Here is a 20,763-nt window from a genome sequence, read left to right on the forward strand (position 1 = left end):
GAGGCGCGCAGACACAATACAACGCGCGCCCGCCACTCTGGAGGAGACACACCATGGCAGAGACCACGCCCATCGATATCACTGAATGGATCGACCGGCATCGCGTTTCGCCGTTTCAGGCCGCGATCGTCGTCCTGTGCTTTCTGATTGTCGCGATCGACGGCTTCGATACCGCGTCGATCGGCTTCATCGCACCCGTCATTCGCGCGGAGTGGGGGCTGTCGCCGGCGCAGCTCGCGCCGGTGTTCGGCGCGGGGCTCACCGGGCTGATGGCGGGCGCGCTCGTGTTCGGGCCGTTCGGCGACCGCTTCGGCCGCAAGCGCCTGCTGCTCGCGTGCGTGCTGTGCTTCGGTATCGCGAGCGCCGCGTCGGCATGGTCGGGCGGGCTGCACGAACTGATCGCGTGGCGCTTCCTGACCGGCCTCGGGCTCGGCGGCGCGATGCCGAACGCGATCACGCTGACGTCCGAATACTGTCCGTCGCGGCGCCGTTCGTTGCTCGTGACGACGATGTTCTGCGGCTTCACGATCGGCTCCGCGGTGGGCGGGCTCGCCGCCGCCGCGCTGATCGAGCATGACGGCTGGCGCGCGGTGCTGCTGGTCGGCGGGATCGCGCCGCTGCTGCTCGTGCCGCTGCTCGCCTGGCGGCTGCCGGAATCGGTGCGCTATCTGGTGAACACGGGCAAGGAGCCGGCACGGATCGCGGCGATGCTCGCGCGCATCGCGCCGCACGACGTGCCGTCGCACGCGTCGTTCGCCGCGCCGCGCGGCAAGGCTTCCGCTTCGCCGCTGCGCCGCCTGTTCGGCGCGGATCTGCTGCGCGGCACGCTGCTGCTGTGGCTGACGTTCTTCATGAGCCTGCTGGTGATCTACCTGCTGTCGAGCTGGCTGCCGACGCTGTTGCGCACGACCGGCGTGACGCTGCACACGGCCGCGCGCGTGACGGCGATGTTCCAGATCGGCGGCACGGCGGGCGCGATCGCGCTCGGCTGGCTGATGGACCGCTTCGATCCGCATCGCGTGCTCGCCTGCAGCTATGCGGCCGCCGGCGTGTTCGTCGCGGCGATCGGCGCCTGCGCCGCGTCGCCGTGGGGCGCGGCGCTCGTGGTGTTCGCGGCGGGCTTTTGCGTGTCCGGCTCGCAGGTCGGCGCGAATGCGCTGTCCGCCGCGTTCTATCCGACCGAATGCCGGACGACCGGTGTCAGCTGGGCGAACGGAATCGGGCGCAGCGGCTCGGTCGTCGGCTCGATGGCGGGCGGCGCGATACTGTCGACGGGGCTGCCGCTGCAGACGGCGTTTGCGCTTGTCGCCGCGCCGTGCGTGATCGCCGCGCTCGGGGTGTTCGTGCTCGGCTGCGTGCGCGCGAAGGCCGCGCGCGCCGCAGCGGCATCGCTTGCATAAAATATATCAATCAATATAATATTAAAAAATATATTGATTGATGCGATGCCCCCCGATCCTTCTTCCCCATCCCCCAGTCCCGAGCAGATGCGCGCGGCGGCCGAGTCCGCCTGCGCGCTGCTGAAGGTGCTGTCGAATCCGGACCGATTGCTGCTGATGTGCGCGCTGTCGCAAGGCGAGCGCTGCGTGAGCGATCTCGAAGCGCAGCTCGACATCCGTCAGCCGACGCTGTCCCAGCAGCTTGGCGTGCTGCGCGACAATGCGCTCGTGCGCACGCGCCGCGACGGCAAGAACATTCACTATTCGCTCGACAGCGACGCGGCGATAGCCGTGATGGCCGTGTTGTACGAGCAGTTCTGCGGCGCGGCCGCGAAGGAGAAACCGGATGCAGATTGACGCGTTGCATTTCACGCCCGTGCTGTCGCTGGCGGGCGGTGTGCTGATCGGGCTCGCGGCGGCATGGCTCGCGCTGTTCAACGGGCGGGTGGCCGGCATCAGCGGGATTGTCGGCGGCCTGCTGACGCCCCGCGCGGGCGAAACGGGCTGGCGCGCCGCGTTCGTCGCGGGGCTGATCCTCGCGCCGGTCGTCATGCGCGTGGCCGGGGAGGCGACGATGCCGCAGATCGACGCGAGCTGGCCCGCAGTCGGCGTGGCCGGGTTTCTGGTCGGCATCGGCACCCGCTACGCGAGCGGCTGCACGAGCGGGCATGGCGTGTGCGGGCTGTCGCGCGGCTCGGTGCGCTCGCTCGTCGCGACGGCGACGTTCATGGCGGTCGCGTTCGTGACCGTCTTCGTCAAACGCCACGTTCTGGGAGCTTGAGATGGCGGCATGGTTTGCATTCATCGCAGGGCTGGGGTTCGGCTGCGGCCTGATTGTCTCGGGGCTGGCCAACCCGAGGAAAGTCCTCGGCTTTCTGGATCTCGCCGGGGCCTGGGATCCGTCGCTCGCGTTCGTGATGGCGGGCGCGATCGCCGTCGGCACGCTCGCGTTCATGGTCGCAAAGCGCCGCACGCGGTCATGGCTCGGCTTGCCGATGCAACTGCCGACGGCCCGCGCGATCACCGTGCGGCTCGTCGGGGGCAGCGCGCTGTTCGGGCTCGGCTGGGGGCTGGCGGGCATCTGTCCCGGCCCGGCTGTCGTGTCGGTCGGATTCGGCTCGCTCAAGGGCATCGGATTCGTCGTCGCGATGCTCGCCGGCATGGCGGTGTTCGAATGGATCGAGCGGCGCCGCGCCGCGCCCCGCGCAACGGCGGGCGTGATCAGCGAACCGTCACGGACGGACTCGGCGCGCTAGCGGCTGTTCACGATCGTCGCATTCTTCGCGCTCGGCCGCTTTTGGCGGCCAGCGCAAGCCCGTTATGAGCGGGAACGGGCCCTAACGGCCGGCGTGCGACGCGAGGTGCAGGCGGATCAGCCGCAGATAGCGGTCGCCCACCGAATGATCGCGCGGCGGGCCGGACCGTGCCGCATGGCGCAGCGTGGCCGGCACGCTCACGCCGAGATACCGGCAGACGGCGGACAGGTAGGGCTTGCGGGTGTGCCCGAGTTGCCGCGCCGCGCGCTCTACCCGCGCATCGCCCACCTGCGCGCGGAGCCACGCCAGCACCTGGCGGTCGGTGTCGTTGACGATCTTGATCAGATGTTCCATCGCCCACCTCACTGTTTATAAATACAGTGCTGTAAATATAACCAGTATTTTGGGCGGTCGCAAGCAGGATTCGGTATGTCTTTTGGTTAACGTGCCCGGATGTCAGCGCGGCGTGGTTGGCGTGCGCGGTTCGGCCCCGGCGTAGCGCGCGTCGGTCAGCGTACGCAGGAACGCGACGAGGTCGTCGATGTCCGCGTCGCTCATCGCGGGCGGCATGCCGGGGCGGCGGTTCATCGGCGTCGAGTTGACGTTGATGTTGCCGAGACAGGCGGGCGGCACGTCGTCGAACGTTGCCGCGCCGTGATACCAGCGGCGCGGATCGGTCGAGCGCGTGTTGTAGAACGCGACCGCGTCGCGCAGCGACGTGAACACGCCGTTGTGCATGAAGGTCTGTTTCAGCGCGACGTTGCGCAGGCCGGGCGTGCGCAGGTAGCCGCACCATTGGTCCGGGTCGGGCCAGCGCAGCCGGCGCGCGGTGTTGCCCAGCCCGGTGTCGAAATGCCGCCGATCGCGGTTGGCCGGCAGCGCGCGGTTGCGCGGGACCGCGATCGCGTCGTAGCCGAAATCGGTGAACAGCGATCGCTCTGGCCGGCTCGACGTGTCGGACAGCGTGTGGCAACTCATGCAGTTGCCCTTGTCCGGGTTCCTGAACAGCGCGAGACCGCGCATCTCCTGCGGCGTGAGCGGCGTGCGGTCGCGCAGGTATGCGTCGAACCGCGACGTGAACGGCGCCATCTCGTCGCTCTGCAAATACGCTTCGACCGCCAGTCCGAGCCCACGCGTCATCCGTTCGGGATCGCGCAGCACCGCCGGGCCGAAGCGCGCGGCGAGCGCCGGCGCGAGTTCGGTGGCGTCGATCTTGCGCAGCAGCGCCGCGGGCGAGCGATTGTTCATCTCGTCGGGATCGAACAGCGGCCCGCGGATCTGCTCGGCGAGCGTATCGGCGCGGCCATCGCTGAACAGGCCGCCGAACGGCGACGGCATCGGCGCATCGTCATCCTGATAGAAATGGCGGCGCGGCACGTACCGCACGTAAAGCAACGACGGCGCGTTGCGCTGGCTGAAGCGGCCCGGGCGGCTGCCTTCCGGCACGCCGGGGCCGGCGAGCGCGGCGGCCGTCAGCGTCGGCGCGAACGCGCGGCCCGGATCGTGGCACCCGGCGCACGACACGCCGCGCGGCTCCGACAGCCGCGGATCGAAGAAGATGCGGCGGCCGAGCGCGGCGAGCGCAGGGTCGGGCGCGAAGCGCGCGGCGGACGGATCGACCTTCGCCGCGACCTGCGGCGTGCCGTCGCCGATCGTGCCGACCACGCGGGCGGGCGCCGTGCCGGGTAGCAGCACGGTGTCCGCCGTTGTCGCGCGTCGGTCGGCGTGCCGGGCAGCCGCACGTTGTCCGTCGTCGCCGCGTGGTCGGGGAGCGAGCCGGGCAGCGGCACGGCATCCGTCGTCACCGCGCGGGCAGGGGGCGCGCCGGCGGCGAGCAGCGCGAGCGCGGCGCCGGCGCGCGCAATGGCGAGGACCGTGCGAATTGTCCGGCTGGCGCGGCCGGCATGGCCGGCGTAAGGTCCGCCGCGTCGACGCAGCCCGCTCACGGCGCGATGAATCCCGTCTTGTCGCACGCGAGCGTCGTGCCCGACTGGCTGCACGACGCAAGCAGCTTGCCGGCCGCCGAGTACGCGCTGAAGATCCAGCCTGTCTCGGGAGCAGGGCGGCGCTCCATCATCAGGAAGCCGAAGCTGTTGTTGTGCGACAGCCGGTCGATGACCGCACCCGGCGCGGGCGTCAGTCCGGCGGGGAACGGATCGGGCAGCGCGACGTCGAGGTTGTCGCCGCCGTTGCCCGAGACGATCGTCGCCGGATGGCCCGACGCGAAATTGATCGCCTGGAAGTCGTGCACGTGGCCGTGCAGCGCGACGTGGACGCCCGGCGGATAGTAGGCCCGCGCGTTGAGGCTCGACATCACCGATTGCAGCGCGCGGTTGCCCGGCGCGGGCGTGCTGCCCGCGATCGGCGCGAACGCGAGGATCGGATGATGGTTGGTGAAGATCGTCGTCGTCATACCCGGCTTCGACGCGAGCGCGGCGACCGTCTGGAACTGCTTCCGGTAGATCCGGAACTGCGCGTCGGTGGTCTTCAGCGCGGCGCGGCCGACCTTCGCGCTATCGAACACGATCACCTGCGAGCCGCCGCCGAGCGACACCGCGTACGGCTCCGAATAGTTCGCGTCGCCGTCGTTGGCCGGATCGTCGCACGAGCGCGCGTCGCTGTACGGTCGCGGATCGAGGAAGCGGAACCAGCCCTGGCCCGCGCGCGCGCATTCCTCGTGGTTGCCGCGCACGACGACCCACGGCGCCGTCGCGAGCAGCGGCGCCGCGGGGCGGAACAGGTCGGCCTGCCACGCGTCCCAGCCGTAGCCCCACGGGCTGTCCTTGCATCCGGCGATGTCCGGCGGGCAAGCGTTCTCGCGGTAATGGAAGTCGCCGACGTGCAGCACCAGATCGGGCGACAGCTTCGCGATGCTCGCGGCGATTGTCGCGAGCGGCCAGACGGTCGTGTCGCTGCAGGCCTGGAAGGCGTTGTCCGCTTTCTTCATGCGGCAGCCGGTGTCGGCGACGATCGCGATGCGTTGCGGTTGCGCGATCGGCAGCGGCAATGCGCGCCCGGCGACGCTCGCACTGTGCGCGCCGGCGGGCAGCGTCGCCTCGCAGACCGAGACCGGGAAGCTCGACGGCTTCGAGTCCGCCGGGTCGCTCGCGGTCGGGCGCAGCGGCAGCGTCGCGGCGCCCGCGCGCAGCGTCATGCGCGACACGAGGCCGTCGACGACGACCAGCGGGCAGACCGGATCGCCGTTCGATGCCGGCGCGTAATTCGTGATCGCGCGGGCGATCGCCTGATCGGCGTCGCCGATCTCGACCCAGGCGGCCTGGAGGTTGATCGCGGCGCTGGCCGGGTCGACGCGCGTATCGATGCGGGTCGAGCACGCGGAGAGCGCCGCGATGCCCGCGAGGGCGGCGAAGCGCGCGGCAGCGGCGCGGGAAAGGAGTCGTCGCATGAGGGTCACCGTCTGAAAGCCGTCAACGTACGGCATTGTGCATGCAGGAAATGTGAAGGCGACGCGATCGCGCCACCCCCGCGAATCCGGATTCTTGCCGGATCATAAACTGAAGTTCCGACGGGGCGCCGCATGCGCGCCCCGCATCCGGCTCACGTCACTCCATCTCGCCCGCATGCCCCGGCGCGCGATTCAGCAGATGCGTGCGGGTGTCCGCCGCGAGCGATATGTAGCGCTCGTATTGGCGCAGCACGTCGGCGATCACCTCGTCGCCGCGCAGGTACTCGATGTCGTAGCCGAGCCGCCCGTCCTCGAAGAACGTGATGATCCCGTACACGTGCTCGCGCGGCGTCGCGGCCTCGCGGATCACGAACGCGGGCGCGGCCTTGCGCGTCACGCGCGCGCCGTACACGAAGTCGCGCTGCTCGGCGGTCGGTACCGTCAGACGCACCGCGTTCGCGTCGTCGCGCCGCACGTGCGCGTCGACGCCGCTCGCCTGCAGCTCCCGTGCGACCGTCTGCAGCGCGGGCAGCACGGTTTCGGCGACGAACTGGCGGGCCTGCGCGTCGGTCGTCTGGCGCAGGATGTGCGACAGGCGGAGACGCCAGTGCTGGCCGGTCCAGAAGTTCGTCGCGGGCGCCATGTCCTGCGAATAATGCGCGCGGTCCGCGACGAGCCCGCGCCAGAGCCCGTAGCACAGCGCGAGCATGATCAGCGCGACCGGCAGCGCCGCGATCAGCGTCATCGCCTGCAATGCGCCGAGCCCGCCCGCGACGAGCAGCACCGCCGCCGTGACGCCGAGCAGCGCGGCCCAGAACAGGCGCTGCCAGACCGGCGAATGCGGCGCGCCGCGTGTCGCGATCGCGTCGATCACGAACGCGCCCGAATCCGCCGACGTGACGAAGAACACCGCGATCAGCGCGATCGCCGCGATCGACAGCAGCTGCGAGAACGGCAGGTAATCGAAGAAGCGGAACAGCAGCGCGTCGACGCTGGACGCGGTCTGCGCGAGCGCGCCGGCCGCGCCGTGCGCGTCGAGCCAGATCGCGCTGTTGCCGAACACGGTCATCCAGACGAGGTTGAACGCGGTCGGCACGAGCAGCACGCCGATCACGAACTGGCGGATCGTGCGGCCGCGCGAGATGCGCGCGATGAACATGCCGACGAACGGCGACCACGACACCCACCACGCCCAGTAGAGGATCGTCCAGCCGCCGAACCAGCCTTCCTCGCGCGGCGGCGCGTACGCATAGGTGCGGAACGACAGGTCGACGAGGCTCGACAGGTACTGGCCGACGTTGTCGCCGAACGCGCGCAGCAGGAACGACGTCGGGCCGGTCGCGAACACGAACGCGAGCAGCGCGAACGCGATCAGCAGGTTCAGCTCGGACAGGCGCTTCACGCCCTTGTCGAGCCCGGACGCGGCGGACAGGCCCGCCATCAGCACGACCAGCGCGACGAGGCCGATCCGGAACAGGTTGCCGCTCGTGTCCCAGCCCGCGACGGTGTGCAGGCCCGCGCTGATCTGCATCACGCCGTAGCCGAGCGTCGCGGCGATGCCGGCGATCGTGCCGACCAGCGCGAACGCGTCGACCGCATGCCCGATCCAGCCGTCGATGCGCTCGCGCAGTACCGGGTACAGCCCGGAGCGCAGCGTCAGCGGCAGGTTGTAGCGAAAGCCGAAGTACGCGAGCACGAGGCCCATCACGCCGTAGATCGCCCACGCGTGAAAGCCCCAGTGGAAGAACGTCATCAGCATCGCCTCGCGCGCGGCCGACGGCGTGCCGGCGTCGGCCACCGGCGGCTTCAGGAAATGCTGCATCGGCTCGCCGACGCCGAAATACATCAGGCCGATGCCCATGCCGGCCGCGAACAGCATCGCGGTCCATGACAGGAAGCTGAATTCGGGCTCGGCATCGTCGGGGCCGAGCTTGATGTGGCCGAAGTCGCTCGCGGCGATCAGCACGAGGAACACGAGGAACGCGGTGACGGCGAGCACGTAGAACCAGTCGAAGTGCGCGATCACCCATTGCTGGCCGGCGGAGAACAGCGCGCCGGCTTCGCCGGGCCGCAGCGCGCAGACGGCGAGCAATGCGCCGATCACCGCGAGCGACGGCAGCACCACCTGCGGCTTGAACGTCGTGTGTAACGTAGGTCGGGAGTCTGACATGTAGGCATCCGGAAGGGGGCTCCGCGAGCCGGAACGCCGCTCGCCGCGCGTTCGCGCGGCACGCCCTGATGCGGCGGGCTCGGGTCGGAGGACCCGGTGGAAGGACTGCAATGGAGGGCAATGCAGGCAAATCAGCTGCTAATTGTAAGCTATTTGACAGAATGTCCGGTTAATAGGGGGCAGAGGGGATTGCGGAGGGCGGCTGCGCGACCGCGCGAGCGCACCGGGCGGCGCACCGGAATCGGCCCGCGGATCGGGAAATCCCGAGGTCGATGAAAATTTATTTTTTTCCTACGATGGGATACGTAAATTTACTTTCATCGACCGAACCGAGTGCCGCCGCATGTCGCTGAACCGTCCGCCCGCCGTGCCTGACGCCGAACCGGCGATCGCCGCGCGCATCGCGCAGGCGATGCCGTCGCTGACGCCGATCCACCGGCGCATGGGCGAATACGTGCTCGCGAATCCGTTCCGCGCGGCGACGATGCGGATCGACGAGCTGGCGCATGCGGTCGGCGCGTCGATCGCGACGGCGAACCGCTTCGCGAAGGCGCTCGGCTTCGACGGCTACCCGGCGATGCGCGCGGCGCTCGTGCGCGGCTTCGAGGCGACGATCGCGCCGGTCGAGCGGCTGCGTTCGGCGCAGGAACAGTCGCCCGGCGAGCGCGGCGGCGCATGGATCGACGCAGTGTTCGACCAGGCGGTCGCGAACCTCGAAGGCACGCGCGCGTGGCTCGACCGCGCGAACGTCGAGGCGGTGGTCGACGCGATCGTCGCGGCGCGCCGCGTGCTGATTCTCGGCGCAGGATCGAGCGCGTTTCTTGCCGGGCTGATGGAGCACGGCCTGTCGGCGTGTCACGACCTGGTCGAGTCGCTCGCGCTGCCGGGGGGGCCGTCGCATGCGGCGCGGCGGCTCTTCACGGCGGACGCGCGCGACCTGGTCGTCGCGATCGCGTTTCCGCGCTACGTCGAGGACACGATCGAGCTGGCCCGCCGCGCGGCCGCGCGCGGCGCGCGGGTGCTGGCGCTGACCGACGGCCCCGATTCGCCGCTCGTGCCGGTCGCGTCGCTGACGCTGTACGTGTGCGCCGAGCGGCGCTTCGCGGCGACGTCGGAAGCCGCCGTGCTCGTGATGATCGAGGCGCTGATCGACGCGGTCGCGCTGCGTACCCGGCGCTCGGCGAAGGCTGCCGCCGAGATGACCGAATTCGTGCTGCCGTGGCTCACGCAGCCGCAAGCGGCGCTGCCCGCGGCCGAACCTTCCTGTTCCCGTACGGACCCGTCATGACTCCATCCCCTATCGTCGCGATTCACGGCGGCGCCGGCACGATCCTGCGCGAGGCGATGAATACCGAAACGGAAGCGCAGTATCGCGCGGAACTGACGGCGATCCTGCGCGCCGCGCAGTCGGTGCTGGCCGACGGCGGCAGCGCGCTCGACGCGGTCAGCGTCGCGGTGCGGCTGCTCGAGGATTGCCCGCTGTTCAACGCCGGGCACGGCGCGGTCTACACCGCCGAAGGCCGGCACGAACTCGACGCGGCGATCATGGACGGCGCGACGCTCGCCGCCGGCGCCGTGTGCTGCGCGACGCGCGTGCGCAACCCGGTGCTGGCCGCGCGGCGGGTGATGGAAGCGAGCGAGCACGTGATGTTCGCGGGCGCGGGCGCGGACGCGTTCGCGGCCGCGCACGGGCTGGAGATGGTCGAGCCCGGCTATTTCGACACGCCGTTCCGCCACGCGCAGTGGGTGAAGGCGCGCGACGCGGCCGGCACGATGCTCGATCACGACGCCGCGACATTCGCGTTCGGCGACGGGGTGCCGCCTGCGCCGGCGCCGCTCGATCCCGACCGTAAGCACGGCACCGTCGGCGCGGTCGCGCTCGATGGCCGCGGGCACCTCGCGGCGGCGACCTCGACCGGCGGGATCACCAACAAGCAGCCCGGTCGCGTCGGCGACACGCCGATCATCGGCGCGGGCTGCTATGCGGACGACGCGACGTGCGCGGTGTCGTCGACCGGCACCGGCGAGATGTTCATCCGGCTCGCGACCGCGCACGACGTCGCCGCGCAGATCGCATACCGTGGCGTGTCGCTCGGCGAAGCCGCGTACGACGTGGTGATGAACAAGCTGCCGCGCATCGCGGGGCGCGGCGGAATCGTCGCGGTCGACGCGCACGGCAACGTCGCGATGCCGTTCAACACCGAAGGCATGTATCGCGGCTACGCCCGCGTCGGCGAAACGCCGGTCACCGCGATCTATCGCGACGACACGGCCTGATTTCGCCCGCTATCCGGAGACGCCCGCATGACATCGAGCCGAACCCCGTCCGATCTCGCGCTGCCCGAGCAGCGGGTCGTCGCCGTCGACGATCTGTCCGTGACGTTCCGCCGCGAGGGCGCCGCGTTCGACGCGGTGTGCGGCGTGTCGTTCCACGTCGAGCGGGGCGAGACGCTCGCGATCGTCGGCGAATCCGGTTCGGGCAAGTCGGTCACGTCGCTCGCGCTGATGCGGCTCGTCGAGCATGGCGGCGGGGCGATCACGCGCGGCCGGATCGCGTTCCGGCGGCGCAACGGCACGCTGCTCGATCTCGCGCGGGCGAGCCAGGCGACGATGCGCACGGTGCGCGGCGCGGACATCGCGATGATCTTCCAGGAGCCGATGACGTCGCTGAACCCGGTCTTCACGGTCGGCGACCAGATCAGCGAGGCGATCGCGCTGCATCAGTCGAAAAGCGCAGCCGGCGCGCGCGCCGAGGCGCTGCGCCTGCTCGACCTGGTGCGGATTCCCGAGGCCCGCCGCGTGTTCTCGCGCTATCCGCACCAGTTGTCGGGCGGCATGCGGCAGCGCGTGATGATCGCGATGGCGCTGTCGTGCCGTCCGGCGCTGCTGATCGCCGACGAGCCGACGACCGCGCTCGACGTGACGATCCAGGCGCAGATCCTGCAACTGATCCGCGGCCTGCAGGACGAGATGAACATGGGCGTGATCTTCATCACGCACGACATGGGCGTCGTCGCGGAAGTGGCCGATCGCGTGCTCGTGATGTATCGCGGCGAGAAGGTCGAGGAGGGCGAGTCGGAGCGGATTTTCACGGCACCCGCCCATCGCTATACGCGCGCGCTGCTCGCAGCGGTGCCGCGTCTCGGCTCGATGCACGGCACCGACGTGCCGGAGAAATTTCCGCTGCTGAAGGTTGAGGCGGCCGCGCCGGGGAACGGCGTGGCGCCGGCGAGCCCGGCCGGCGCCGAAGCTGCGGGAGAGGCGCCCGCGCCCGCGCCCGTGCCCGCCCAGCCGCGCGTCGATCCGCATGCGCCGCCGATCCTGCGCGTGCGCGACCTCGTCACTCGGTTCCCGGTGAAAAGCGGCGTGTTCGGCCGCGTGTCGCAATACGTGCATGCGGTCGAGCGGGTCAGCTTCGAGCTGCGCGCGGGCGAGACGCTCGCGCTCGTCGGCGAATCCGGCTGCGGCAAGTCGACCACCGGGCGCTCGCTGCTGCGGCTCGTCGAATCGCAGGGCGGCTCGATCGAATTCGACGGGCGCGACATCGGCGCGATGAAGGGCCGCAGCCTGCAGGCGTTGCGCCGCAACATCCAGTTCATTTTCCAGGATCCGTTCGCGTCGCTGAATCCGCGCCTAACGGTGGGCTTCTCGATCATGGAGCCGCTGCTGGTGCACGGCGTCGCGCGCGGCAAGGCCGCGCAGGAGCGGGTCGACTGGTTGCTGGACAAGGTGGGCCTGCCCGCCGACGCCGCGCGCCGCTATCCGCACGAATTCTCCGGCGGCCAGCGCCAGCGGATCGCGATCGCGCGCGCGCTCGCGCTGAACCCGAAGGTCGTGATCGCCGACGAGTCGGTGTCGGCGCTCGACGTGTCGGTGCAGGCGCAGATCGTCAACCTGATGCTCGACCTGCAACGCGAGCTCGGTGTCGCGTACCTGTTCATCTCGCACGACATGGCGGTGGTCGAGCGCATCAGCCACCGCGTCGCGGTGATGTATCTCGGCCAGATCGTCGAGATCGGCCCGCGCCGCGCGGTGTTCGAAGCGCCGCAGCATGCGTACACGAAAAAGCTGATGAGCGCGGTGCCGGTCGCCGATCCGGCGCGCCGGCACGCGCCGCGCCAGCTCGCGGCGGACGAGATTCCGAGCCCGATCCGCGCGCTCGGCGACGAGCCGGTGGTCGTGCCGCTCGTCGCCGTCGGCCCGGATCATTTCGTCGCGACGCATCGCGTCGGCGGCGCGTATTGACGCGCGAGGGGCGACGATGGACCGCAGTTGCGCGCGCGCCAGGCAGAGACGGTTTTATCCCGAGCGGGTGCAGTCACCCCGTGAATTCCACCACGCGTTACCGAACCCTCCACAGGAGCCAGGCAAAATGAGCAAGCCGCATTCGTTCCCGATGTTCCGTCCGCGCGCGCTGGTCGTCGCGGGCGCGTTCGCGCTGTCGGCCGCGCTGCCCGCGTTCGCGCAGCAGACGGCGATGATCGCAGTCGGCGAGACGTTCACGACGATGGACCCGTACGACGCGAACGACACCGTGTCGCTGGCCGCGGCGAAGTCGTTCTACGAGGGATTGTTCGGCTTCGACAAGGACATGAAGCTCGTCGACGTGCTCGCCACCGGCTACACGGCATCGCCCGACGCGAAGGTCTACACGGTCAGGCTGCGCCAGGGCGTGAAGTTCCAGGACGGCACCGACTTCAACGCGGACGCGGTGAAGCTGGTGTTCGACCGCGTGACCGATCCGGCGAACAAGCTCAAGCGCTACAACCTGTTCCGCGTGATCGAGAAAACCGAGGCCGTCGATCCGTACACGGTGAAGTTCACGCTGCGCGAGCCTTTCTCCGCGTTCGTCAACACGCTCGCGCATCCGTCCGCGGCGATGATCTCGCCGGCGGCGCTCAAGAAGTGGGGCCGCGAGATCGGGCTGCATCCGGTCGGTACCGGGCCGTTCGAGTTCGTCGAGTGGAAGCAGACCGACGACATGAAGGTGAAGAAATTCGCCGGCTACTGGAAGAAGGGCTACCCGAAGATCGACATGATCGACTGGAAGCCGGTGATCGACAACAACACGCGCGCGGCGCTGATGAAGGCCGGCCAGGCGGATTTCGCGTTCCGGATTCCTTATGAGCAGGTTGCCGATCTGCGCGGCAATCCGAAGATCGACGTGGTCGAGCGGCCGTCGATCGTGGTGCGCTACATCTCGCTGAACACGCTGCAGAAGCCGTTCGACAATCCGAAGGTACGCCAGGCGCTCAACTACGCGATCAACAAGGACGCGCTCGCGAAGGTCGCGTTCTCCGGCTTCGCGGTGCCGTCGCCGGGCGTCGTGCCGCCGGGCGTCGACTATGCGGTCAAGACCGGCCCGTGGCCGTACGATCCGGCGAAGGCGCGTGCGCTGCTGAAGGAGGCCGGCTATCCGAACGGCTTCGAATCGACGCTCTGGTCCGGCTACAACAACACGACGTCGCAGAAGGTGATCCAGTTCGTGCAGCAGCAGCTCGCGCAGGTCGGCGTGAAGGTGCAGGTGCAGGCGCTCGAATCGGGCGAGCGCGTCGCGAAGGTCGAGAGCGCGCAGGACCCGGCGACCGCGCCGGTGCGGATGTTCTACATCGGCTGGTCGTCGTCGACCGGCGAGGCGAACTGGGCGCTGTCGCCGCTGCTCGCGTCGGCGTCGAAGCCGCCGAAGCTGTTCAACACGGCCTACTACCAGAACGGCCTCGTCGACGACGATCTGGAGAAGGCGCTCGGCACCGTCGACCGCGCGAAGAAGGCCGGGTATTACGCGGCGGCGCAGAAGCAGGTGTGGGCCGACGCGCCGTGGATCTTCCTCGTGCAGGAGAAGATCGTCTATGCGCGCAGCAAGCGCCTGCAAGGCATGTACGTGATGCCGGATGGCGCGTTCAGCTTCGACGAAATCTCGCTGAAGTAAGCGCGTTCGCGCGCCGGCGCAGCGATGCGATCGCGCCGGCGCGCCGCCACGATTCGGTGCCCTCATGCTGAATTTCATCGTCAAACGCCTGTTCGGCCTGCTGCCCACGCTCGCGCTCGTCGCGCTGCTGGTGTTCCTGTTCGTGCACTTGCTGCCGGGCGACCCGGCGCGGCTCGCGGCGGGGCCGGAGGCCGACGAGGCGACGGTCGCGCTGGTGCGCGCCGATCTCGGCCTCGACCAGCCGATGCCGACCCAGTTCGCGAACTTCTTCGTGAAGATCGCGCACGGCGACTTCGGCAAGTCGACGCGCAGCAAGCGGCCCGTCTCCACCGAAATCGGCGAGCGCTTCATGCCGACGCTGCTGCTGACGCTCGTCAGCATGGTGTGGTCGACGCTGTTCGGGATGGCGATCGGCATCGCGTCGGCCGTGTGGCGCAACCGCTGGCCGGACCGCATCGGCATGACGCTCGCGGTGTCGGGGATCTCGTTTCCCGCGTTCGCGCTCGGCATGCTGCTGATGGAGATCTTCTCCGTGAAGCTCGGCTGGCTGCCGGTCGTGCCCGACGGCTCGTGGCGCAGCTACGTGCTGCCGTCGCTGACGCTCGGCGCGGCGGTCGCGGCGGTGATGGCGCGCTTCACGCGCGCGTCGTTCGTCGAGGTGCTGAACGAGGATTTCGTGCGGACCGCGCGCGCGAAGGGCGTGCACGAGCCGACGGTGGTGCTCAAGCATTGCCTGCGCAACGCGATGATTCCGGTCGTCACGATGATGGGGCTGCAGTTCGGCTTCCTGCTCGGCGGCTCGATCGTCGTCGAGGCGGTGTTCAACTGGCCGGGCCTCGGCCGGCTGCTCGTCGACGCGGTGACGATGCGCGATTACCCGGTGATCCAGGCGATCGTGCTGCTGTTCTCGCTCGAGTTCGTGCTGATCAACCTGACCGTCGACGTGCTGTACGCGGTCATCAATCCGACCATCCGTTTCAAGTGAGGCGCGCATGAACACGACCGCCCAATCCGCGCCGGCCGCCGTACCGGCCGCGATCCGCACGCCGTGGAGCGAATTCTGGCGCAAGTTCAGGAAGCAGACCGTCGCGCGCGTGGCGGGCGGCTTCGTGCTGCTGCTCGTCGTGCTGGCGTTCGTCGGCCCGCACATCGTGCCGTTCGACCCGGAAAACTACTTCGACTACGACGCGCTGAACGCCGGGCCGTCCGCCGCGCACTGGTTCGGCGTCGACGCGCTCGGCCGCGACATCTTCAGCCGGATCGTCGCCGGCACGCGGATCTCGCTCGCGGCCGGCTTCTTCTCGGTCGCGCTCGGCGCGTTCATCGGCACCTTCTTCGGCTTGCTGGCCGGCTACTACGAAGGCTGGTGGGACCGCATCACGATGCGCGTCGCCGACGTGCTGTTCGCGTTCCCGGGCATCCTGCTCGCGATCGGCGTGGTCGCGATCCTTGGCAACGGCATGATCAACGTGATCTGCGCGGTGGCGATCTTCAGCATCCCGGCGTTCGCGCGCCTCGTGCGCGGCAACACGCTGATGCTCAAGCACATGACCTACGTCGAGGCGGCGCGCAGCATCGGCGCGCCCGACCGGACCATCATCATGCGGCACATCCTGCCCGGCACCGTGTCGTCGGTCGTCGTGTACTTCACGATGCGGATCGGCACGTCGATCATCACGGCGGCTAGCCTGTCGTTCCTCGGGCTCGGCGCGCAGCCGCCGACGCCGGAGTGGGGCGCGATGCTCAACGAGGCGCGCGCCGACATGGTCAGCGCGCCGCACGTCGCGATCTTTCCGAGCCTCGCGATCTTCCTGACCGTGCTCGCGTTCAACCTGCTCGGCGACGGGCTGCGCGACGCGCTCGACCCGAAACTGGAGCGCCGCTGATGCCGCATCAAACGGGACTCGCCGCCGCGTGGCGCTGCGGCACGCTGCCCGCCGGGCCGCGCGGCACGATCGCCGACGTGCCGGGGGTGACGGTCGGCCACTGCACGCTCGACGACGGGCCGGTGCAGACCGGCGTGACGGTCGTGAAGCCGCATCCGGGCGACCTGTACCGCAGCAAGGTGCCGGCCGGCGCGGCCGTCGTCAACGGCTTCGGCAAGAGCGCGGGGCTCGTGCAGGTTGACGAACTGGGCGTGCTCGACACCCCGATCGCATTGACCAACACGTTCGGCGTCGGCGCGGTGGCCAACGCGCAGATCCGCGCGGCGATCGCCGCGAATCCGCGGATCGGCCGCGACTGGCCGACCGTCAATCCGCTCGTGTTCGAATGCAATGACGGCCATCTGAACGACATCCAGGCGTTCGCGGTGAACGCCGCGCATTACGACGCCGCGTGGCGCGACGCGTCGCGCGACGTCGCGCGCGGTTCGGTCGGCGCGGGGCGCGGGATGTCGTGCTTCGACCTGAAAGGCGGGATCGGTTCGGCGTCGCGCATCGCCGTCGCCGCTGGCCGGCCGTACACGGTCGGCGCGCTGGTGCTCGCGAATTTCGGACGGCTGCCGATGCTCACGCTCGGCGGGGCGCCGGTCGGACGCATCGTCGCGGCCCGCGAAGCCGGGCACGCGGCGCCACCCGAGCAAGGCTCGATCATCATGCTGCTCGCGACCGACGCGGCGCTCGACGCGCGGCAGCTCGCCCGGCTCGCGCGCCGCGCGGCGGCCGGGCTGGCGCGCACCGGCTCGGTCTACGGTCACGGCAGCGGCGACATCGCGCTCGCGTTCTCGACCGCGTATACGATCGACCACGATGCCACCTATGTCGCGCTGCCGGCGCTGCTCGCCGATGCGTCGCTCGATCCGCTGTTCCACGCGGCGGCCGACAGCGTCGAACAGGCGATCGTCGACGCGCTGCTGCAGGCGGCGACGGTCACCGGGCGCGACGGCCATACACGGCGGGCGTTGCGCGACGCCGTGCCCGATCTCGAGCGCCTGGTTGGCGAAGCCCACCTTTTATGACCATGAACGTCCTCATCTCGACCGATATCGAAGGCGTCGCCGGCGTGTTCGCCGCCGAGCAGACCCGCCCCGGCAATCCCGAATACGAGCGCGCGCGGCGCTGGATGACCGCCGAGGCGAACGCGGCGGTCGAAGGCGCGTTTGCGGGCGGCGCACAGGCGGTGTGGGTCAACGATTCGCACGGCGGCTTCCGCAACCTGCTGCCGGACGGGCTCGATGCGCGTGCGCGCGTCGTGCTCGGCAAGCCCCGCACGCTCGGGATGATGGCCGGCCTCGAACGGCGGCCCGACCTGGTGTTCATGATCGGCTATCACGCGAAGTCGCAGTCGCGCGGGGTGCTCGCGCACACGGTCAACAGCTTCGCGTTCACGCAGCTCTGGCTGAACGGCAGCGAAGTCGGCGAGGCGGGGCTGTACGGCGCGCTCGCGCAGGAGTACGGCGCGCACGTCGCGCTGCTGTCGGGCGACGACGTGTTCGCCGAGGAGGCGCGGCCATGCTTCCCGGGCGCGCGCATCGAAACGGTCAAGACGGCCGGCGGCGCGTCGAGCGGCGACACGCTGACGCCCGCCGCCGCGTGCGCGCAGATCGCGGCCGGTGCGCGCGCGGCCGTCGCGCATGCGTTCGCCGCCGGCTGGCACGCGAGCGCGCATCGTCCCGAGCCCGCGACCTGCACGCTGCGCGTGCAGACGGCCGCGCTCGGCGACCTGTTCGGCATGTGGCCGTTGCTGGAGCGGGTGGATGCGGTGACGCTGCGCTTTTCCGCGGCGTCGGTGGAGCATGTGGTGCGGACGCTGAACTGCCTGTCGGCGATGTCGTTCATGCTGCGCTGAGCGCGAACGCCTTTGAGTGACGATTGTTTTACAGATCAACCGCAGACAAGGTGCTGGACAACACGCATATCCCCGTCATCCTGTTCGGCGATGAAGATCTGGCGCCGGCGGTGGAGGAGGGCTCGCCCCCGCCGTCCTGCCAGGGAAGGTCTGCAAAACCTTCGCGTGACGGCGGCATGTGAGACGACAGTAGCGGCATGAAACAGATCAGCCTTGTTGGAACGGGATTCGAGGTCTCGCCGAAGCGTACGCGCACGCGGGAATTCCTCGAAGAGATGAATCGGGTGGTGCCGTGGGCGCAACTTGTGGCGCTGATCGCACCGCATGCGCCGAGCAGAATCGAGCATCCTCAACAGCTGGAGCCAGCGGAAAAAGGGGCGGGGAGGGAGTGCTACTACGTGGAATCGCTCGCCGGGCCGCCCGGACGAGCCGTCCCCGCAGGGAGACGCGCCGGACGGTCCGGCGCGTCGTGCGAGCGTCAGACCGTCAGAACACCTGACGCAGACGCACGCTGCCGGTCTGCGACAGGAACCCGGACGCGGCCTGCAGTTCGTAACGCACCGACACGCTGAGGTTGCTCGCGCGCAGCAGCGTCACGCCGAGCGACACATCCGCGAGATCGGAGACCGGCCGCGCGCCGACCGTCGTGAACGCGGTCTGGCCGGTCGGGTCCGCCGCGAAGCCTGCGGCGGTGACCTGCTTGGCCTGATCGTACTCGTGGATCCACTGCACGCGCACGTCGGACAGGATCTGGCCGTAACGGCTCGTGAAGCCTTTGTCGAGTTGCACACCCAGGCTACTCTTCACGGAGTTGACGTCGCTCGAGCCGACCGACAGCGCGGCGCCATTGCCGCCGGTTTCCGTATAGCTGCCCTGATGCTGGTGGCTGTACGTGACCCCGGCGAGCGGGGTCAGCGTGACCGGCCCGAGCGCCAGCGGATAGCCGGCTTCCACGCGGGCGAGGTACTGCTGGCCGCTGAAGTGGCCGCTCGCGTTGGCCGAGTAGCCGGTCAGGCTGACGAGCCGCGTCGTGTCGTACTGCTGCTGCACGGCCGCACCGGACAGGTTCACATACCACGGGCTGCCCGTGTAGCTCGCATAGCCGATCAGGCCATAGCCGTTCACGCGCGCCGAGTTGCCGGCGGTGTCGCCGGTGTTGTTGAGCGCGGTGTTGCTGTACGTGAACGCACCGCCTGCGCGCCAGCGCTCGCCGAGCGCACGGTCCACGCCGACCAGCAGGCCGCCGTAGTTGGCGCTGTAGCCGTCGACCGATTGCCGTTCGTCCTGGCTCGCGTGGCCGCCGAAGCCCTCGCCCCACACGCTCCACTGGGGCGTGCTGTCGCCGGTCGCGATGCCGGTTTCGCCGGCGTTCTGCGCGATGCGCAAGGTGTTGACGCGGGAGCCGACGATGCTCATCGCGTCGACGGTCGGCGCGGCGGGCGCCAAGCCGGTTTGCGTCGCGCCGAGCTGCTTGCCGATGTGGTTGGCGGTGTTCGACGAGCCGTCGCCGAGGGAGCCGAGCACCGCGTTGTACAGGTTCAGCAGATTGGCGTTGCTGATGCCGGTATAGGCAAGCAGGCCAGTCAGCGACGAGATCGCATTTGGGATCGTCGCGCCGAGCTGCGTGCCGGGGGACGCGGTCGGGCTGGGCGTCTGGCCCGGCGACGAATGGCCGCCCAGCACCACCACCAGATCCGAATTGCCGCCGTTGCTCATCGCCGTGCCGGTGATCGTGCCGGTGTACCCGGTCGCCGAGTAGTTCAGGCTGGTCGGGTTGTAGGTGGCGCTGCCGGCGGTATCCACGACGACGAAGCGCTGGCCCGTCGCAAACGCATAACCACGTGACAGCAGCTTGATCGACGCGCCGGATGCGATCGACGTGTTGCCGGTGACGATGAGGCGCCCGTAGCCGCTGTCGGTGGCGATCGAACCCTGCGTGACCGCGCCGCTCGATACGCCGATCTGCAGTGTCGCGAGGCTGCCCTGGTTGTAGTTGCCGGTGATCGTGACTGGGGCATTGACCTGCAGCACTGCGGTGCCGGTGTGGTTCACCGCGAAGGCGCCGACGTTGATGTTGTCGTTCAGCAGCAGGTTGCCGGAGGCGAACGACACGTTCGAGGCGGTGTTGGTGATCGTGCCGGGTGTGTTCGCGAGGAAGCCGGTCAGTGTGCCAAACGTCGAGCCGGTACCTCCCGCGAGCGTCAGGTCCTGGCTGGACAGGTTCCTGATGTTGCCCGCAATCGTGCCGCTGTTCGCGACGATGCCGAGCGATGCGCTCGTGCCGTTGTCAAGCGCGTAGCCCGAGCTGGCAAGGGTGCCGTTATTGGTCAGCGTGCCGATCGTGCCGTTGTTGTAGAGCGCGCCGCTGATCGTTCCGCCGGCGTTGTTGGTCAGTTGCGTGATCGAGCCGGTGTTCGACAGGCCGGTCGTGGTGCCGGTGATCAGCCCGGAATTGGAGACGGTGCCGATCGTGCCGGCATTGCTGAGGCCGATGGCGACGGCGCCGCCGCCGATCGTGCCGGTGTTGGTCAGCGAGTCGAGCGAGCCGGTGCTGGTATTGGTCAGTTGGCCGATCAGCGCGGTGCTGCCGCTATTGTCGATGCCGCCGGTGATCGCTCCGGCATTGCTGATCGAGGCGATCGTGCCGGTGTTCAGTACGCCTTGGGTCCCGCCGCTGATCGTGTGGCCCGAGCTATTGGTCAGCAGCGTGATCGAGCCGGTGTTCGACAGGCCGGTCGTGGTGCCGGTGATCAGCCCGGAGTTGGAGACGGTGC

The 20,763-nt window shown here is 69.5% G+C and carries 17 protein-coding genes and 1 pseudogene; 13 read left to right on the forward strand and 5 right to left on the reverse strand.

Translation table 11 applies throughout. The features are described 5' to 3' along the window. Positions 1-53: 53 nt before the first annotated feature. Genes LIG30_RS11725 through LIG30_RS11740 form a run of 4 tightly spaced genes read left to right on the forward strand, consistent with a single transcriptional unit; the run spans position 54 to position 2,695 of the window. Positions 54-1,400, forward strand: a complete 1,347-nt coding sequence (locus LIG30_RS11725; protein ID WP_038712273.1) for an MFS transporter — start codon at positions 54-56, stop codon at positions 1,398-1,400. A gap of 45 nt (positions 1,401-1,445) precedes the next feature. Next, a complete protein-coding gene (locus LIG30_RS11730; protein ID WP_038712275.1) occupies positions 1,446-1,796 on the forward strand; it encodes a metalloregulator ArsR/SmtB family transcription factor in 351 nt (116 codons plus the stop codon). Beyond that, complete coding sequence (locus tag LIG30_RS11735; RefSeq protein ID WP_038712277.1) at positions 1,786-2,220, forward strand: YeeE/YedE family protein; 435 nt, start codon at positions 1,786-1,788, stop codon at positions 2,218-2,220. The genes LIG30_RS11730 and LIG30_RS11735 overlap by 11 nt, the downstream gene beginning before the upstream one ends. A 1-nt stretch (position 2,221) precedes the next feature. After that, on the forward strand, positions 2,222-2,695 hold the full coding sequence (locus tag LIG30_RS11740; RefSeq protein WP_051994975.1) for a DUF6691 family protein: 474 nt from the start codon (positions 2,222-2,224) through the stop codon (positions 2,693-2,695). 81 nt (positions 2,696-2,776) lie between these two features. On the opposite strand, the gene LIG30_RS11745 is transcribed toward LIG30_RS11740, so the two are convergent. From LIG30_RS11745 to LIG30_RS11765, 4 genes are all read right to left on the reverse strand, one after another. Continuing rightward, a complete protein-coding gene (locus LIG30_RS11745; RefSeq protein ID WP_038712280.1) occupies positions 2,777-3,049 on the reverse strand; it encodes a hypothetical protein in 273 nt (90 codons plus the stop codon). 102 nt (positions 3,050-3,151) lie between these two features. After that, on the reverse strand, positions 3,152-4,390 hold the full coding sequence (locus LIG30_RS11750; protein ID WP_051994976.1) for a cytochrome-c peroxidase: 1,239 nt from the start codon (positions 4,388-4,390) through the stop codon (positions 3,152-3,154). 247 nt (positions 4,391-4,637) lie between these two features. Beyond that, positions 4,638-6,101, reverse strand: a complete 1,464-nt coding sequence (locus LIG30_RS11760) for a metallophosphoesterase family protein (RefSeq protein ID WP_038712322.1) — start codon at positions 6,099-6,101, stop codon at positions 4,638-4,640. A 157-nt stretch (positions 6,102-6,258) separates the two neighbouring features. Then, positions 6,259-8,271, reverse strand: a complete 2,013-nt coding sequence (locus LIG30_RS11765; RefSeq protein WP_038712283.1) for a BCCT family transporter — start codon at positions 8,269-8,271, stop codon at positions 6,259-6,261. Positions 8,272-8,614: 343 nt separating this feature from the next. Here LIG30_RS11765 and LIG30_RS11770 point away from each other — a divergent pair, with 343 nt between their 5' ends. The 9 genes and pseudogenes from LIG30_RS11770 to LIG30_RS26225 all read left to right on the forward strand — a co-directional run. Next, positions 8,615-9,559, forward strand: coding sequence for a MurR/RpiR family transcriptional regulator (locus LIG30_RS11770; protein ID WP_038712284.1), 945 nt, complete (start codon positions 8,615-8,617; stop codon positions 9,557-9,559). Beyond that, the gene (locus tag LIG30_RS11775; RefSeq protein ID WP_038712286.1) at positions 9,556-10,548 is read left to right on the forward strand and encodes an isoaspartyl peptidase/L-asparaginase family protein; all 993 of its coding nucleotides are present in this window, start codon (positions 9,556-9,558) and stop codon (positions 10,546-10,548) included. The genes LIG30_RS11770 and LIG30_RS11775 overlap by 4 nt, the downstream gene beginning before the upstream one ends. A 27-nt stretch (positions 10,549-10,575) precedes the next feature. Continuing rightward, positions 10,576-12,516: a dipeptide ABC transporter ATP-binding protein gene (locus tag LIG30_RS11780; RefSeq protein ID WP_038712288.1), complete on the forward strand. Its 1,941-nt coding sequence runs from the start codon at positions 10,576-10,578 to the stop codon at positions 12,514-12,516. 127 nt (positions 12,517-12,643) lie between these two features. Beyond that, positions 12,644-14,200, forward strand: coding sequence for a glutathione ABC transporter substrate-binding protein GsiB (gene gsiB, locus LIG30_RS11785; protein WP_038712291.1), 1,557 nt, complete (start codon positions 12,644-12,646; stop codon positions 14,198-14,200). A gap of 64 nt (positions 14,201-14,264) precedes the next feature. After that, entirely contained in the window at positions 14,265-15,185 is a 921-nt protein-coding gene (gsiC, locus tag LIG30_RS11790; RefSeq protein ID WP_038712292.1) for a glutathione ABC transporter permease GsiC, read from the forward strand. 7 nt (positions 15,186-15,192) lie between these two features. Then, on the forward strand, positions 15,193-16,086 hold the full coding sequence (gene gsiD / locus LIG30_RS11795) for a glutathione ABC transporter permease GsiD (protein WP_038712294.1): 894 nt from the start codon (positions 15,193-15,195) through the stop codon (positions 16,084-16,086). Then, a complete protein-coding gene (locus tag LIG30_RS11800) occupies positions 16,086-17,159 on the forward strand; it encodes a DmpA family aminopeptidase (RefSeq protein ID WP_051994977.1) in 1,074 nt (357 codons plus the stop codon). Before gsiD ends, LIG30_RS11800 begins: the two co-directional genes overlap by 1 nt. Positions 17,160-17,161: 2 nt before the next feature. Beyond that, positions 17,162-17,989, forward strand: a complete 828-nt coding sequence (locus LIG30_RS11805; RefSeq protein WP_038712295.1) for a M55 family metallopeptidase — start codon at positions 17,162-17,164, stop codon at positions 17,987-17,989. Positions 17,990-18,186: 197 nt separating this feature from the next. Beyond that, positions 18,187-18,321, forward strand: a pseudogene (locus LIG30_RS26225) (IS5/IS1182 family transposase); the annotation flags it as partial. Positions 18,322-18,475: 154 nt separating this feature from the next. On the opposite strand, the gene LIG30_RS11810 reads toward LIG30_RS26225, so the two are convergent. Beyond that, a partial coding sequence (locus LIG30_RS11810) for an autotransporter outer membrane beta-barrel domain-containing protein (protein ID WP_038712297.1) occupies positions 18,476-20,763 on the reverse strand: 2,288 nt, incomplete at its 5' end.

Origin of the sequence: Burkholderia sp. lig30 (assembly GCF_000687455.2) — a bacterium.
Classification (GTDB): domain Bacteria; phylum Pseudomonadota; class Gammaproteobacteria; order Burkholderiales; family Burkholderiaceae; genus Burkholderia.